This is a genomic window from Cesiribacter andamanensis AMV16 (assembly GCF_000348925.1).
Lineage (GTDB): Bacteria > Bacteroidota > Bacteroidia > Cytophagales > Cyclobacteriaceae > Cesiribacter > Cesiribacter andamanensis.
This window is the reverse complement of the sequence record NZ_AODQ01000060.1, coordinates 1-13,439: the sequence shown is the minus strand read 5'-3', so window position 1 is coordinate 13,439 and position 13,439 is coordinate 1. Positions and strand designations below refer to the sequence as shown.

12 protein-coding genes are annotated in these 13,439 nt (G+C 55.7%); 7 read left to right on the top strand and 5 right to left on the bottom strand.

Annotated features, from left to right (window positions below):
- The first annotated feature begins 51 nt into the window (after nucleotides 1-51).
- A complete protein-coding gene (locus ADICEAN_RS11995) occupies nucleotides 52-1,626 on the top strand; it encodes a coiled-coil domain-containing protein (RefSeq protein ID WP_009195869.1) in 1,575 nt (524 codons plus the stop codon).
- Nucleotides 1,623-3,272, top strand: a complete 1,650-nt coding sequence (locus ADICEAN_RS11990) for a tetratricopeptide repeat protein (protein WP_009195868.1) — start codon at nucleotides 1,623-1,625, stop codon at nucleotides 3,270-3,272. Before ADICEAN_RS11995 ends, ADICEAN_RS11990 begins: the two co-directional genes overlap by 4 nt.
- Nucleotides 3,273-3,385: 113 nt before the next feature.
- Here the strand turns inward: ADICEAN_RS11990 and ADICEAN_RS11985 are convergent, their stop codons facing one another.
- Nucleotides 3,386-3,718 carry a hypothetical protein gene (locus ADICEAN_RS11985; protein WP_009195867.1) on the bottom strand — a complete coding sequence of 111 codons (333 nt, stop codon included), beginning with the start codon at nucleotides 3,716-3,718 and terminating at the stop codon, nucleotides 3,386-3,388.
- Between the two features lie 378 nt (nucleotides 3,719-4,096).
- On the opposite strand from ADICEAN_RS11985, the gene ADICEAN_RS11975 reads away from it, so the two are divergent.
- Nucleotides 4,097-4,480, top strand: a complete 384-nt coding sequence (locus ADICEAN_RS11975) for a hypothetical protein (RefSeq protein ID WP_040396937.1) — start codon at nucleotides 4,097-4,099, stop codon at nucleotides 4,478-4,480.
- 124 nt (nucleotides 4,481-4,604) lie between these two features.
- Here ADICEAN_RS11975 and ADICEAN_RS11970 read toward each other — a convergent pair whose 3' ends face one another.
- From ADICEAN_RS11970 to ADICEAN_RS11955, 4 genes are all read right to left on the bottom strand, one after another.
- Nucleotides 4,605-6,080, bottom strand: coding sequence for a Gfo/Idh/MocA family protein (locus tag ADICEAN_RS11970; protein WP_009195866.1), 1,476 nt, complete (start codon nucleotides 6,078-6,080; stop codon nucleotides 4,605-4,607).
- A 180-nt stretch (nucleotides 6,081-6,260) separates the two neighbouring features.
- Complete coding sequence (locus ADICEAN_RS11965) at nucleotides 6,261-7,007, bottom strand: 3-keto-disaccharide hydrolase (protein WP_009195865.1); 747 nt, start codon at nucleotides 7,005-7,007, stop codon at nucleotides 6,261-6,263.
- A complete protein-coding gene (locus ADICEAN_RS11960; protein ID WP_009195864.1) occupies nucleotides 7,007-7,390 on the bottom strand; it encodes a c-type cytochrome in 384 nt (127 codons plus the stop codon). The genes ADICEAN_RS11965 and ADICEAN_RS11960 overlap by 1 nt, the downstream gene beginning before the upstream one ends.
- Nucleotides 7,391-7,453: 63 nt before the next feature.
- Nucleotides 7,454-8,614: a Gfo/Idh/MocA family protein gene (locus ADICEAN_RS11955; protein ID WP_009195863.1), complete on the bottom strand. Its 1,161-nt coding sequence runs from the start codon at nucleotides 8,612-8,614 to the stop codon at nucleotides 7,454-7,456.
- A 305-nt stretch (nucleotides 8,615-8,919) separates the two neighbouring features.
- Here ADICEAN_RS11955 and ADICEAN_RS11950 point away from each other — a divergent pair, with 305 nt between their 5' ends.
- The 4 genes from ADICEAN_RS11950 to ADICEAN_RS11935 are packed head-to-tail and all read left to right on the top strand — an operon-like array spanning nucleotide 8,920 to nucleotide 13,398.
- Entirely contained in the window at nucleotides 8,920-10,167 is a 1,248-nt protein-coding gene (locus ADICEAN_RS11950) for a nucleoside permease (protein ID WP_009195862.1), read from the top strand.
- A 4-nt stretch (nucleotides 10,168-10,171) separates the two neighbouring features.
- Nucleotides 10,172-11,059 carry a hydroxypyruvate isomerase family protein gene (locus ADICEAN_RS11945; protein WP_009195861.1) on the top strand — a complete coding sequence of 296 codons (888 nt, stop codon included), beginning with the start codon at nucleotides 10,172-10,174 and terminating at the stop codon, nucleotides 11,057-11,059.
- A 53-nt stretch (nucleotides 11,060-11,112) separates the two neighbouring features.
- Nucleotides 11,113-12,792, top strand: coding sequence for a GMC oxidoreductase (locus tag ADICEAN_RS11940; protein ID WP_009195860.1), 1,680 nt, complete (start codon nucleotides 11,113-11,115; stop codon nucleotides 12,790-12,792).
- A gap of 27 nt (nucleotides 12,793-12,819) precedes the next feature.
- The gene (locus ADICEAN_RS11935; RefSeq protein ID WP_009195859.1) at nucleotides 12,820-13,398 is read left to right on the top strand and encodes a gluconate 2-dehydrogenase subunit 3 family protein; all 579 of its coding nucleotides are present in this window, start codon (nucleotides 12,820-12,822) and stop codon (nucleotides 13,396-13,398) included.
- Nucleotides 13,399-13,439 lie beyond the last annotated feature (41 nt).

Sequence of the window (13,439 nt, the reverse complement as noted above, 5' to 3'; positions counted from 1 at the left end):
GAACGGATGATCATTCCCTTCCTTCTTGATTAAATACCAAAGATACTCCTCATGCCAACCACACACTATCGCCCGGCCCGCATCTTTCTGGGTCTGCTATTGATTTTATGGTGCATTCCCCTGGCCCGCAGCCAGGCCCAGACAGCCGGTAGCGGCACGCTTTCCAGTATTGAAAGCAAAGCCAGGCTTATTCTGCAAAACGATGAAAAAGTGGGCAAGCTCAATTCCCAGCACCTGCAGACCTATTCGGAAGAACAGCAAAAGCTGGAGACTCTAAAAAAGGAGCTTACCGCCCTCTACATTGAAAAAAAGGAAGTAATGGACGAGCTGCGCCGCGGCCGTTTCTGCAACGGCTGTAGCCGTACCGCTTCTGAGCTGCGCAAGTCCGGCGTAAGTGATGTAGAACGCCACTTTGCCGATAATGGGGGTACCCACTCGGCTTCTCCCGAGCTGCTCAAGCAAAAAGAGGCGGAGTATGACCGTAAAATTGCCGACAAGGAGAATCAGATCCGCGCCTTTGAATTTTCCGAGAATGAGTTTACCCGCAAACGGGCCGATCTGGACAAACAGATGCAGGCGCTGAAAGACAATTCGGATAAGCTCCGGGAAGAGATCATAGAATTAAGCAAGACGTACAAAAGCCAGGTAGTAGCCGAAAGCAAAAGTATGACCCGCAGCTGGATCAGCGACCTGATGTACGTAACGGCCCAGAAACATGCCTTTGAAGACCGCATAGACATCATTATGGTAAAGCTGGCCGATCTGCAGCAGGAAGAAAACGGAGCCCTGATCCAGTCAGATGAAAAGGTGCGGGAGCAGAACGATCGGGAGATAGACCAGTTGCGGCGCGAGATCAGCAACCTGCAGACCAACCGCAGCAGCCTGCAAAGCACCTACCGGGAGCGCCACAGCCAGCAGTCGGGACAATTATCCAGCCTTAGAACCCGCCTGCAGCGCTTAAAGAGCGATGCCCTCAAGCCCAACCTGAGCCAGCAGGAGCAGGAGCGCCTGGCCGGTGAGATTGAAACGGTAGAAAGGTCCATTGACAGCCAGCAGAGCGAGCTCAACCAGCTAACCGCCACCTACCAGGAGCGGGATGGCACCCTGGAGGCCGGCATCAAAAAGCACAATGACGAGATCTGGCAGCTTACCACCAACCTCAGCAGCCGCCAGCAGCAGGCTCGGGAGCTAATTAAAAAGGCTTATGCTACCAAGCGCCGCATCCTGGAAGATGCCCGGGTAGCCCGTATGGCCTCCCTGCAGACCACTGGCACCCTGCTGGGGCAGAAGATGACCGATTACAGGAAGCGCTTCGGGGAATATGCCGCTAAGGTAGAGGCGGAGCGCATCCGCCTGTTTACGGCCTGCCAGCAGGCGGGCTGCTCCTGCTATGGCAATGATACGCACAGTACCATCTATACCAACTGGAACAACTCGCTCTCCTGCGTAAACCAGATGGAGCAGAAAAAGCAGCTGGATGTTTACTATGGCTGCGAAGAAGAAGCCCCCCTGTATTCCCAGCACTACCAGTCCCAGATGAGCGGCCTCTCGGATAGTGATATGAGCGCCCTGCAGCGCCGCACCAGCCAGACCAAGTATGATCTAATCCTGAAGAAAGTACAATGAGAAACCTTAAAACGCTGATACTGCTCCTGTTTGTGACGGGCGCCAGCCTTACGGCCTATAGCCAGAGTGCTGATTTTCTTAGCCTTGAGTCCCAGATCAAAGGCATGATCCAGAGCAATCGCTGGGATGATGTGCTGATGGCGGCCCCCGACCTGATCATCGCCGATCCGGGCCGGGCAGAAGGCTACTATTATACCGCCCTGGCCTTTGTGAAAATTGGCCAGCCTGCCCAGGCAGGGGAGTACCTGAAAACAGCCAAAGAGCTCAACCAGCAGCACATGGCCGATCGCATCAGCCAGCTGGAGGCCGAGATGGCCCAGACCACCAGCCTGCAGCAGCAACAGGGACGCATCCTGGCCATGGGCAATACCAGCTCGCCAGAAAAGGCCGCAGCTGAGTGGAAACGGCTTTGGGAGCTCGATCGCAGCAAGATAGAAAATGGTCTGGAGGCAGTAGAGCGCTACATTGAGCTCAAGCAATGGGAGGAAGCCCTGGCCATTCTGCAGGATCCCGTATTTGCGCGGGAGCCCAAGGCCCAGCAGCTGATTGCCCTCATCAACCAGACCCCGGAGATGAAACGCCTCAATGGCTTCAGGGATGCGCTGGCCCAGGCCCAGAAAGCCATGCAGAACCGCCAGTACCGTGATGCGATTGCCGCCGCCCAAAAAGCCCTGAGCTTTCAGGCCGACCATGCCGAATCCAAGAAGATCATTGCCACCGCTGAGGACGAGCTGGCCTGGGAAACCGCAACCAAGGCCCATTCTGTAGAGGCGTATGAAACCTACCTCAATGGCAGAACCCAGCGCACCCATGCCCCTGAAGCACACCAGTTCATCCGGCAGGGACTGATGCACTGGGGTGAGGAGGCCGCCAAAAAGGGCAATGTAGCCGATATGGAGGCGCATCTGTTAAAGTACCTGTCCCGCTACCCTGCCGGACAGGATGTAGCCAAGGCCAAAAGCCTGCTGTGCGAAACCTACCTGCGCCTGGCCCGGGCGGCTGCCGAGCAAAAGACCTCCTATGGCCAGCAACAGGCCATTGAGCTGTTCAACAAGGCCAGCCAGCAATGCGCGGAGCCGGCGCCAATTCAAAAGGAGATCAGCACGGCTAAACGCAAAGAAAAGCGCTTTGGCCGCCCCGATCGCTTCTACATGGCCTATCTGCACGACAGCCTGTCGCCCATAGGCTTTAGCATGGGTACCATCAACAACCGCTCGCTGGGCTTCTATTTTTCGGTGCGGGGTAATGAAGATCTCTTTACCGAAACGGATTATTTTACTGTAGATGACCAGGGCCGGGTAGAGGGGAATGTCTATGAAGATATCCGTTACAGTGGCACTAAAAAGCTGGGTAACCTCTCGGGCACCATTGGCCTGACCAAAAAGATCACCTACCCCCTGTGGGTGTATGCCGGAGCCGGGCTGTACCACTCCCGCGAGTTATGGGAGATGGATAGCTATGATGATCGGGGCTATTTTGTGCGCACCAGCTATGCCAAAAATACGGACCATCTGGAGTACCAGGCCCTGTATGAATCCGGCCTGATCCTGGACCTGAGCGGGCTTCACCTGCGGGCTGGCTTCACCACCCTTGATTTTAAGGAGATGAGGTATTCGCTGGGAGTAGGGTTCTCCTTCAGGCGCTAAACCAGCTGTTTTCCTTGTCCAAAAGACGTTCTCTGGTATAAGGAATAACAAAAAAGCAGCCTCGGATAAGAATCTGAGGCTGCTTTTTTATGGAGGGTTATACTTAAACGTGCCTAGTACTGCAGCTCAATGATCTTGCAATCGCCGCCTTCTACATAAACGGTACCGCTCCATTTGTTGCTGGCCGTATAGGAGTATTTACCCGGCGGGAGGATAAAGGTAGCGGCATAGGCATCGCCCTCGCAGTTGCTCAGGCTCATGTTGCGGCTTTCGGGTGTAAAAAAGCTATCGCTCTGGCCGCCGATCTGTACCGAAATATGGTCCCAAACGCCGGCAGAACCGGCATTGCCTACATAAAAGGTAACCCTGCCTTCGCTTTCGGTTTCACACGCGCTAAAGGATAGCAGCGCCAGGCCCATCAATAAGGAGGAGAAGAGGTGTTTCATAGTGCAGTAGTCGAGTAGTAATTAAGGGGTTTGATAGCATAACTGCCGCCAGCAGCTGCCCTGTAAGCAGAGTGCGCTGGCGGATGCGGGCACAAGATACACATAAATACCCCTGAATAATGATAAAAAGGATTACTAATGTTACATGCCTGAACATGCAGGCCAGAGGGTGTAAGTTGAGCTGGCAGCACTGGTCGGGTGGGGGGATTGCCGTCTGCCAGCTGCCGGATTGGCCCATCCGGCTAATTTTCAGCAAGAGCGGGAAACTTATTTTTATCGCCTTGATGTTGGCTTTAGGAATAGATACTGTTTACTTTTCGTTTCTTTACATCATAACTAGTCCGGCAGGCGTTATCCGGCCCTAAATTCACCCTTCGTATGAAACGTACATTACCCCTTGTACTGGCTGCTGCCCTCTTTGTAGCAGTAGGATGTTCAAATTCTTCCGATACCCCTGCTACTGCCAGCCAGCCGGCCAGTGTAGCGCCTACCAGCACCAGCGCTCCTGCGGGTGAGGTAGCCCTTAACCCGGCACATGGCCTGCCCGGACACCGCTGCGATATTGAAGTTGGCGCTCCCCTGAACTCAGCGCCAGCCCCTAACCTGCAAATGCCACAGTTGGGTACCCCCTCCGGACAGGTAGCTCCGCCACAGCCGGGACGTCCGCAGGCGCAGCCCGCCGTACAGGCCGGCCTAAACCCACCCCATGGTCAGCCAGGCCATGACTGTGCCGTGCCGGTAGGCCAGCCCCTAAACCGCTAAAACCATTTAGGGAGCATTACCGGCAGTACCGCCGGTAGTGCTTGCCTCTACGCATACAAAAAGCCCCCTTCTGGCAGCGAAGGGGCTTTTTGCGTTTGTGCAGTTCATGGGCAGAGGGGCTGGGCTAGCTACCTAATTTCCAGCCGCTGCGGTAGTCCCGCTTTACAAACTGGTTGGCCGGCTCAAAGTTGGTTACCCGCATGTTGGTACCATCCCACAGCAGCTTAATGTGGCGGCCGGGATAGTCAAAGCGTTCGGGATTATCCTTGCGGGGGGTGCGAAGGTCAAAGCTGCGAATGGCCAGATTGCCCATTAAAACCGTTTCGGTAAGGGGGCCGGCAATGGAGAAGGGGGCGCTCAGCGCCTGGGCTTCTTTGCTGCCGGGGCCGGCTATGGCTGCTTCTACCCACTGGCGGTAGTGGCCCTCCATGCCCCCGGCTACGCGGGGAATGGTCTGGGGCACCTTAACCTCGTCCATGCGGGAGGTGGGCAGCAGGCGCGGATTGGCGCCATAGGTAGAGCACATCATCTTGCCTTTGGTGCCTACAAAGATCACCCCATTGCCTCCATCGCCCATCAGCTCATTGGGGCCCAGCTCTTCGGGCCGGGCGGGTTGTATGCCGCCATCCATCCAGTGCAGGGTGAGGTCGGGGGTGCCATTCTGCCCCTTAAATTTGAGCACTACATGGGAAGAAGGAGGGGCGCTCTCGGGAAAATAGCCCCGTTTGAACTCATCTACATACACAGAGCCTACGCTGCACTCTGCTTCGGTGGGGTACTGCAGGCCCAGCACCCGAAAGGGGGCCTCCATCAGGTGGCAGCCCATATCGCCCAGGGCGCCGGTGCCGTAGTCCCACCAGCCGCGCCAGTTAAAGGGTACCAGTTTCTCTATATAGTCCCGGTAGGGCGCGGTGCCCAGCCACAGATCCCAGTTGAGCCCGGCCGGTACGGGGGCTTTGGTGCCGGGCCAGGGGATGCCCTGCGGCCATACGGGCCGGTCGGTCCAGGTATAGACGGTATGCACATCGCCAATGATGCCGGCTCCATACCACTCCATCAGCTGGCGCACGCCATCGCCGGAGGCCCCCTGGTTGCCCATCTGGCTCACTACCTTATAGCGCTCGGCAGCCTGGGTAAGCATGCGGGCTTCATAGATATCATGAGTAAGGGGTTTTTGCACATACACATGCTTGCCCAGCTGCATGGCGGCCATGGCCTGCACGGCATGGTTGTGGTCCGGGGAAGAAACGGATACGGCCTCAATGCGGCTGTGTTCCTTGTCCAGCATCTCCCGGTAATCCTTATAGTATTTAGCTTTGGGAAAAGCCTTGCGGCTTTGGGCGGCCCGGGCATCATCCACATCGCACAAAAAGGCAATGTCGGCCTTGCCACTATCAAAAAAGCTCTTGAGATCGCTGGTGCCCTTGCCTCCTACGCCTATGCCGGCAATCTGCAGGCGGTCGCTGGGCGCAACAAAGCCCGGCCCGCCCAGCACATGGCGGGGCACCAGGTAGATACCGGCCATGGCGGCCAGTGAGTTTTTAAGGAAGGTGCGGCGCGAGGAAGACGCCTGCGAAGGGGAGGGGGTGTTTTTTTCCATACGTGCTAAAAAATAACAGAGCGTGTTACTACGGCTAATAAGTTAAAAAATACTGCTGCTTTCTCCTTGTTTCATCCTGGCTTTTTTAGCGAAAGGGTGTTAAAACACCAATCTGCCGGAATAGGGCATAAAAAAATCCCCTGCCGGGGGGCAGGGGATTGCAAAGAAAGGGCAGCAGCCCTACAGGCGCTTGATGCGGATATTGCGGAACCAGACATTGTCGCCGTGGTCCTGCAGGGCTATCTTGCCACTTTTGTAGGTGCCAAAGCCCTTCATATCCTTAAACTTGCTGCCGGCAATCATTTTGCGCCAGGCATCATCCCAAAGAGTGGTTTGCACTACATCGGCACCATTGAGGCGAAAGGTGAGCTGGCCATCCTGGCTGATGATCTCGGCCAGGTTCCATTCGCCGGGGCCTTTTACCGTTTCGGGCTTGGCGGTAATCAGATCATAGAGATCGCCGGCCCGGTGGGTGATGATCTTGCCATCGGGATGGCCCTCATTGTGCAGGATCTGCATTTCGGGTCCGGTTTGCCAGGGGTACTGGAACTGGGTGGTATCTTCCTGGACATAGAACATAATGCCGCTGTTTCCATTTTCGGAAATGCGCCACTCCAGCTGCAGGTGAAAGTCTTCAAATTCCTGTTCGGTGACAATGTCGCCGCCATCGCTGGCCTGCCAGTCGGCCTTGTTGGAGGCATCCAGATAGAGCATGCCATCCTGCACCTTCCAGGCGCTGCCTACGGCCTCGCCGCCATAGCGGTGCCAGCCCCGGGTGGTTTCGCCATCAAAAAGGGAGATCCACTCCTGCTGGTTTTGGGTAGTATCCTGCATGCTGGTTTGGTCCTGAGTGGTTTCGGTGGGGGTGCTGCTGTTGCAGGCGGCAACGGCCAGGGCAAACCCGGCCAGCGAGATCAATACCTTCATTAGTTGCTGGTGTTTAGTGAGAGAATATAGCGCGCCATTTGTTCGGCTTCTTCCTGGCTGTGCTGGGGGTGGGCGGTCATGGGCACCGAGCCCCAAACGCCGGACCCTCCCTGTATGATCTTGCCGGCCAGATAGGCAATGGTGCTGTCGTTGTTGGGGTATTTCTGGGCCACTTCCGTATAGGAGGGGCCAATTACCCGTTCATTGTCTTTATGGCAGGCCACACAGTCGGAGTTGGCAATCAGCTGCCGGCCCTGTGCCTGCAGATCGGTTTCGGCGGGTTGGGTGGCGATGCCCTCCGGACGGTCGCCCTCCTGGCGGCCATCGTTGCCGCCGCAGGAGATCAAAAATAGGGAAAGAACTAAAAATGCGAGCTGTTTCATGGGATGAAAGCAATTATGGAATTGATTTGAAAGCGTTTTTATAGATAGATACAGATAGATACGCTAAAGTAGAAAAGGAGTCCATTTTTCAGGGCTCTGGCTGCTTTTTACGGCCGTTTCGATAAAGGCCATGCCCCGCAGGCCATCGTCAGCGCCGGGAAAATCAAGCCATTCGGCCTGGGGCTCCTGCCCGGCCTTACGGGCCTGTACACAGAGGGCAAAATTGCGGTAATGGTTGGCAAAGGCCTCCAGGTAACCCTCGGGATGGCCCGCAGGGGTGCGGCTGTTGTGGCTGGCATGGGAGCCCAGGTAGCCGGTGCCGGCCCGGTAGAGTTCGGTAGGTTTGTCCAGCCATTTTACCAGCAGGCTGTTGGCATCTTCCTGCTTCCACTCCAGGCCGCCCTTCTCACCATATACCCGCACCTTTACATTATTCTCTTCACCGGCGGCTACCTGGGTAGCCATCAGTACGCCTGAGGCGCCGTTGGAGAAGCGTAGCAGCATGGCGCCGTCGTCATCCAGCTGGCGACCGGCCACTACCTGGTTCAGATCGGCACAAAGCTGGCTCAGCTGCAGGCCCGATACATACTCGGCCAGGTTAAAGGCATGGGTGCCAATATCGCCCATAGCGCCCCCTTTGCCGCTTTTGGCCGGATCGGTGCGCCAGGAGGCCTGCTTGTTGTCTTCGGTTTCCAGGGGGGTGCTAAGCCAGCCCTGGGGGTACTCTACCCATACTTTGCGGATGGCGCCAAACATACCGGAGTGTACCATCTGCCGCGCCTGCTTTACCATGGGGTACCCGGTATAGGTATGGGTGAGGCAGAAGTGAAGACCGCTGCGGTCGATGATCTTTTTGAGCTCATGGGCTTCGGATAGGCTAAGCGTCATGGGCTTGTCCAGCACCACATGAAAACCTGCTTCCAGCGCCATTTTAGCAGGTTCAAAGTGCACATGGTTGGGCGTAACGATGCTTACAAAATCCATCCGCTCCTCCCGGGGCAGCCGGGCTTCCTGCCGGATCATGTCGGCATAGGAGGTATAGATGCGCTGCGGCTGCAGGTGGAGTGCCTGGCCGGCTTGTTTGGATTTTTCGGGATCGCTGCTAAAAGCGCCGCAGACCAGTTCTATGGCACCGTCTATATTGGCGGCAATGCGGTGAATGGCTCCTATGAAGGAACCAGGGCCACCGCCAATCATGCCCATTTTTAGTTTGGCGTTTTTCATCTTTTCAAAATAAGACTAAAAGAAAGTTTTAAAAATTTAATTTTAATAATATCTTAAAATTTAAAATTAACAGGCTTTTAACCGGGCAGGGCCCAAATTATTTACCGCCTGTTGTTAGATTTTCTACCCGTACTATGTGTTATTGGATCTCAGGGACTTATGAATCCCTTACAGATCCCGGCGAAGCCGGCGGCCTCTGGTGAGGCCCGGCAGCGGCCCAACCCAGGCAGGGGGCAGCCTGCTGCAGCTTGCCGACCAGTTTTTAAAGGCCTGACCTAAGAAACTCTTTTTTTAGAAAATATTCTATGACTTCTGCTACGCGCGTTAAATTATCGGCCATGATGTTCCTCGAATTCTTTATTTGGGGCGGATGGTTTGTAACCCTGGGAACGTTTTTGGGCACTAACCTGCAGGCCACCGGCGCACAAACCGCTGCGGCTTTTTCCACGCAATCGTTTGGGGCCATCATTGCCCCCTTTATCATTGGCCTTATTGCCGATAAGTACTTCAATGCCGAGCGCATCCTGGGCATCCTGCACCTGCTGGGGGCAGGGCTGATGTATATGATGTTCCGGGCAGAGGATTTTGCACAGTTCTACCCCTATGTATTTGCCTACATGGTGGCCTATATGCCTACGCTGGCGCTGGTAAACTCGGTGTCCTTTAACCAGATGACCGACCCGGCCAAGGAATTTTCAGTGATTCGGGTATGGGGTACAGTTGGCTGGATTGTGGCCGGTCTGGCCATTAGCTACCTGTTTCTGTGGGATAGCGCCGAAGGTCTGGCCCAGGGTGCCCTGCGCAATACCTTTCTGCTATCAGGCATAGCCTCGGCCCTCTTAGGCCTGTTCAGCTTTGCCCTGCCGGCCACTCCCCCCAAGATCCCCAAAGGGGAAAAACTGAGCGTATCCGATGTGCTGGGCCTGGATGCCCTGCGGCTGCTCAAGAACCGCAATTTCCTGGTGTTCTTTCTCTCGTCTATCCTGATCTGTATTCCGCTGGCCTTCTATTATCAGAATGCCAACCCCTTTCTGGCCGAAGTAGGCATGGAAAACCCCACCGGCAAAATGACCATCGGGCAGATATCGGAGGTGCTGTTTATGCTGTTGCTTCCTATCTTCTTTACACGATTTGGCATTAAGAAAACGTTATTGGTAGGGATGCTGGCCTGGGTGCTGCGCTACGCCCTTTTTGCCTTTGGCGATGCCGGCTCGGGCGCCTATATGCTGCTGCTGGGCATAGCCCTGCATGGCATCTGCTACGATTTCTTCTTTGTGTCCGGACAGATCTACACCGACTCCAAGGCCGGCCCCCGCTACAAAAGTGCGGCGCAGGGCATGATCACCCTGGCCACCTATGGGGTGGGCATGCTCATTGGCTTTTGGGTAGCGGGTTTGGTATCGGATGCCTATCTGCTGACCGACCAGACCCACGACTGGAAATCGATCTGGCTGATCCCATCCGGCATTGCCCTGCTGGTAACGGTGCTGTTTCTGCTCTTCTTTAAGGAAGAAGGGGTAGCCAAGCAGGAGGTTGTGGAACAAGCCGCGTAACCCTATGAACGAAACAACAAGACGGGATGTGCTGAAGAAAATGCTGGCGGGCTCGGTTGCCATGGTGGCGGCCGGTGGTCTGCCGGCTTGTGCGGGCGCCTCGGCTGAACAAACGCAACCCCCTGTGCTCAAAAAGAACATCAATCACTCGGTATGCCGCTGGACCTACGATTTTCTGTCGCTGGAAGCGCTGTGCCGCATGGTAAAGGAGATCGGCTTTAGCGCCATCGACCTGGTTGGTCCTGCTGAGTGGCATATCCTCAAGGCACAGGGCATTGATTCCTCAATGTGCAATGGGGCTGAGATAAGCCTGGAAGATGGCTGGAACGAGCCGGCCAACCATGCCCGGCTGTTGCAGAATTACCGGGACATGATTCCCAAAGTGGCCCAGGCAGGCTATAAAAACCTCATCTGCTTTAGCGGCAACCGCCGGGGCATGAGCGAGGAGGAGGGCCTGCAGAACAGTGTGGCTGGCCTGCAGCAGCTTATGCCCCTGGCCGAGCAGCATAGGGTGGTCATGCAGCTGGAGCTGTTCAACAGCAAGGTAAACCACCCCGATTATATGGCCGACAGCAGTGCCTGGGGCATTGAGCTGTGCAGGCGCCTGGGCTCGCAGAACTTTAAATTACTCTACGATATCTACCACATGCAGATCATGGAAGGGGATATCATCCGCACCATACAGGACCATCATGCCTGGTTTGGGCATTACCATACGGCCGGGGTTCCGGGCCGGCACGAGATAGACCAGAGCCAGGAGCTTTACTATCCGGCCATTATGCGCGCCATTGTGGCAAGCGGCTACACCGGCTACGTGGCTCAGGAATTTATACCGCAGAAAGAAGATAAAGTAGCTTCCCTCCGGGAGGCCATTTTACTTTGCGATGTATAGCCGACAAAACAAGTAAACAACAACACTAAAACAATACAGACTAAAAGTACACCATGGCAGAGCAGACATACGATGCAATAGTGGTAGGTTCAGGAATAAGCGGCGGTTGGGCAGCAAAGGAACTTACCGAACGGGGCCTGAAGGTGCTCCTGCTGGAGCGCGGGCGCAACATCGAGCACATTAAGGACTATGTAAATGCCCAGAAACACCCCTGGGAGGTGCCCCACCGGGGCATGTCTACCCAGGAGATGATCCAGAACCACCCCGTGCTGAAGCGGGACTATGTGCTCAACGAGCTGGTTATCGATAGCTGGGCACATGAGTCGGATAGCCCCTATGTAGAGGATAAGCCCTTTGACTGGTACCGGGGCTATCATGTGGGCGGACGCTCCCTTCTGTGGGGGCGCCAAAGCTACCGCCTTGCCGATCTTGACTTTGAAGCCAATCTTAAAGACGGTATTGCCGTGGACTGGCCCATTCGCTACAAAGACCTGGCCCCCTGGTACGATCATGTAGAGAAATTTGCCGGCATCAGCGGCAACCGCGATGGCATACCCCACCTGCCCGACGGGCAGTTTCTGCCCCCCATGGATTTTAACTGCGTGGAAGCCGATGTGCGGGACCGCGTAAAAGACTATTACAAGGGCCAGCGCCACATTATCATGGGGCGTACGGCTAACCTTACAGCTGCTATTGAAGAACGCTATGCCTGCCAGTACCGCAGCAAATGCTGGCTGGGCTGTCCGTTTGGGGCCTATTTCAGCACCCAGTCGTCAACCCTGCCGGCGGCCATGCGCACCGGCAATCTTACCCTGCGGCCCTGGTCCATTGTAACCCAGGTGCTCTATGATAAGGACCAGAAAAAGGCCACCGGAGTACAGATCCTGGATGGGGTCACCAACGAAACCCGGGAGTACAAAGCCAAGGTGGTATTCCTGTGCGCCTCCAGCTTTAACTCTACCTGGGTGCTCATGAACTCCGCTACCGATGTATGGCCCGACGGCCTTGGCAGCAGCTCCGGTGAGCTGGGCCACAACGTAATGGACCACCACTTCCGGGCAGGTGCCTCCGGCGAAGCGCCCGGCTATGAAGACAAGTATTATTATGGCCGCCGCCCTACCGGGATTTACATTCCGCGCTTCCGCAACCTCGGTGGCGAAAAGCGGGACTACATCCGGGGCTTTGGCTACCAGGGAGCGGCCAGCCGCAGCAACTGGCGGCGCGATGTGGCCGAAATGGGCATAGGCGCCAATCTTAAGGAAGAGCTCACCGAGCCCGGCCAGTGGAGCATGGGCATTACTGCCTTTGGCGAAATTCTGCCCTATCATGAAAACCGCATTTACCTCAACAAAGAGGTAAAAGACAAATGGGGGCTGCCGGTACTGGCCATGGACTGCGAGATAAAGGAAAACGAGCAGAAAATGCGCAAGGACATGATGGCCGATGCTGCTGAAATGCTGGAGGTAGCCGGCCTGAAAAATGTGCGTACCTATGACGCGGGCTACACCATTGGCCAGGGCATTCATGAAATGGGTACCGCCCGCATGGGCCGCGACCCCAAAACCTCCGTGCTCAATGCGCACAACCAGGTATGGGATGCCAAAAACGTTTACGTTACCGATGGGGCCGCCATGACCTCCGGCGGTTGCCAGAACCCCTCCCTTACCTACATGGCCCTAACGGCCCGTGCCGCTGCCCATGCCGTAGAGGAGCTAAAAAAGAGAAACATTTGATGCAGGTCCCAACTTAACGATATCACTATGAACAGAAGAGATGCATTACGCGCTGTAGCCACCATTATGGGCGGTACCGTGCTGGGAGCCGAGCTGTTTCTGACCGGTTGCAGCAACCGACAGGAAGAGCAGCAGGTCAATAAATTATTTACCGATACGGATGTAGCCCTGATGGATGAGATCGGGGAGACCATCATACCCGAAACCGATACACCCGGCGCCAAAGCCGTGGGTATAGGAAATTTTATGGCCATGATGGTGCTGGATGTTTATACCGAGCGGGATCAGAAAGCCTTCCAGGAGGGCCTGGACAACATTCGGAGTGGCTTTGATAAGGAGTTTGGCCACTCCTTTATGGAGGGGTCTGCCCAGGAGCGCCACCAGTACCTGAGCAGGCTCAATGATGAGCTGTATGCGCCCCGTAAGGAGAATGAACAGAAAGACCAGCCCCCTCATCCCTTCCGGATGCTCAAGGAGCTGACGCTGCTGGGCTATTTCTCATCTGAAATCGGCAGCACCAAGGCCTTGCGCTACATCGAAACACCCGGGCGGTATGATGCCTGCATTCCCTATGAGAAGGCCAGCGTGCCTGGGCTGTGTAAGTAAGCAAATCCTAATCCAGTAGACTTTTTCCTATGCCTAAGAAC

Excerpts from the sequence above, each read along its gene's own strand:
- ADICEAN_RS11940 (WP_009195860.1), top strand. The coding sequence starts at position 11,113 with ATGGCAGAGCAGACATACGATGCAATAGTGGTAGGTTCAGGAATAAGC.
- ADICEAN_RS11975 (WP_040396937.1), top strand. The coding sequence starts at position 4,097 with ATGAAACGTACATTACCCCTTGTACTGGCTGCTGCCCTCTTTGTAGCA.
- ADICEAN_RS11935 (WP_009195859.1), top strand. The coding sequence starts at position 12,820 with ATGAACAGAAGAGATGCATTACGCGCTGTAGCCACCATTATGGGCGGT.
- ADICEAN_RS11950 (WP_009195862.1), top strand. The coding sequence starts at position 8,920 with ATGACTTCTGCTACGCGCGTTAAATTATCGGCCATGATGTTCCTCGAA.
- ADICEAN_RS11990 (WP_009195868.1), top strand. The coding sequence starts at position 1,623 with ATGAGAAACCTTAAAACGCTGATACTGCTCCTGTTTGTGACGGGCGCC.
- ADICEAN_RS11945 (WP_009195861.1), top strand. The coding sequence starts at position 10,172 with ATGAACGAAACAACAAGACGGGATGTGCTGAAGAAAATGCTGGCGGGC.
- ADICEAN_RS11995 (WP_009195869.1), top strand. The coding sequence starts at position 52 with ATGCCAACCACACACTATCGCCCGGCCCGCATCTTTCTGGGTCTGCTA.
- ADICEAN_RS11960 (WP_009195864.1), bottom strand. The coding sequence starts at position 7,390 with ATGAAACAGCTCGCATTTTTAGTTCTTTCCCTATTTTTGATCTCCTGC.
- ADICEAN_RS11970 (WP_009195866.1), bottom strand. The coding sequence starts at position 6,080 with ATGGAAAAAAACACCCCCTCCCCTTCGCAGGCGTCTTCCTCGCGCCGC.
- ADICEAN_RS11965 (WP_009195865.1), bottom strand. The coding sequence starts at position 7,007 with ATGAAGGTATTGATCTCGCTGGCCGGGTTTGCCCTGGCCGTTGCCGCC.
- ADICEAN_RS11955 (WP_009195863.1), bottom strand. The coding sequence starts at position 8,614 with ATGAAAAACGCCAAACTAAAAATGGGCATGATTGGCGGTGGCCCTGGT.
- ADICEAN_RS11985 (WP_009195867.1), bottom strand. The coding sequence starts at position 3,718 with ATGAAACACCTCTTCTCCTCCTTATTGATGGGCCTGGCGCTGCTATCC.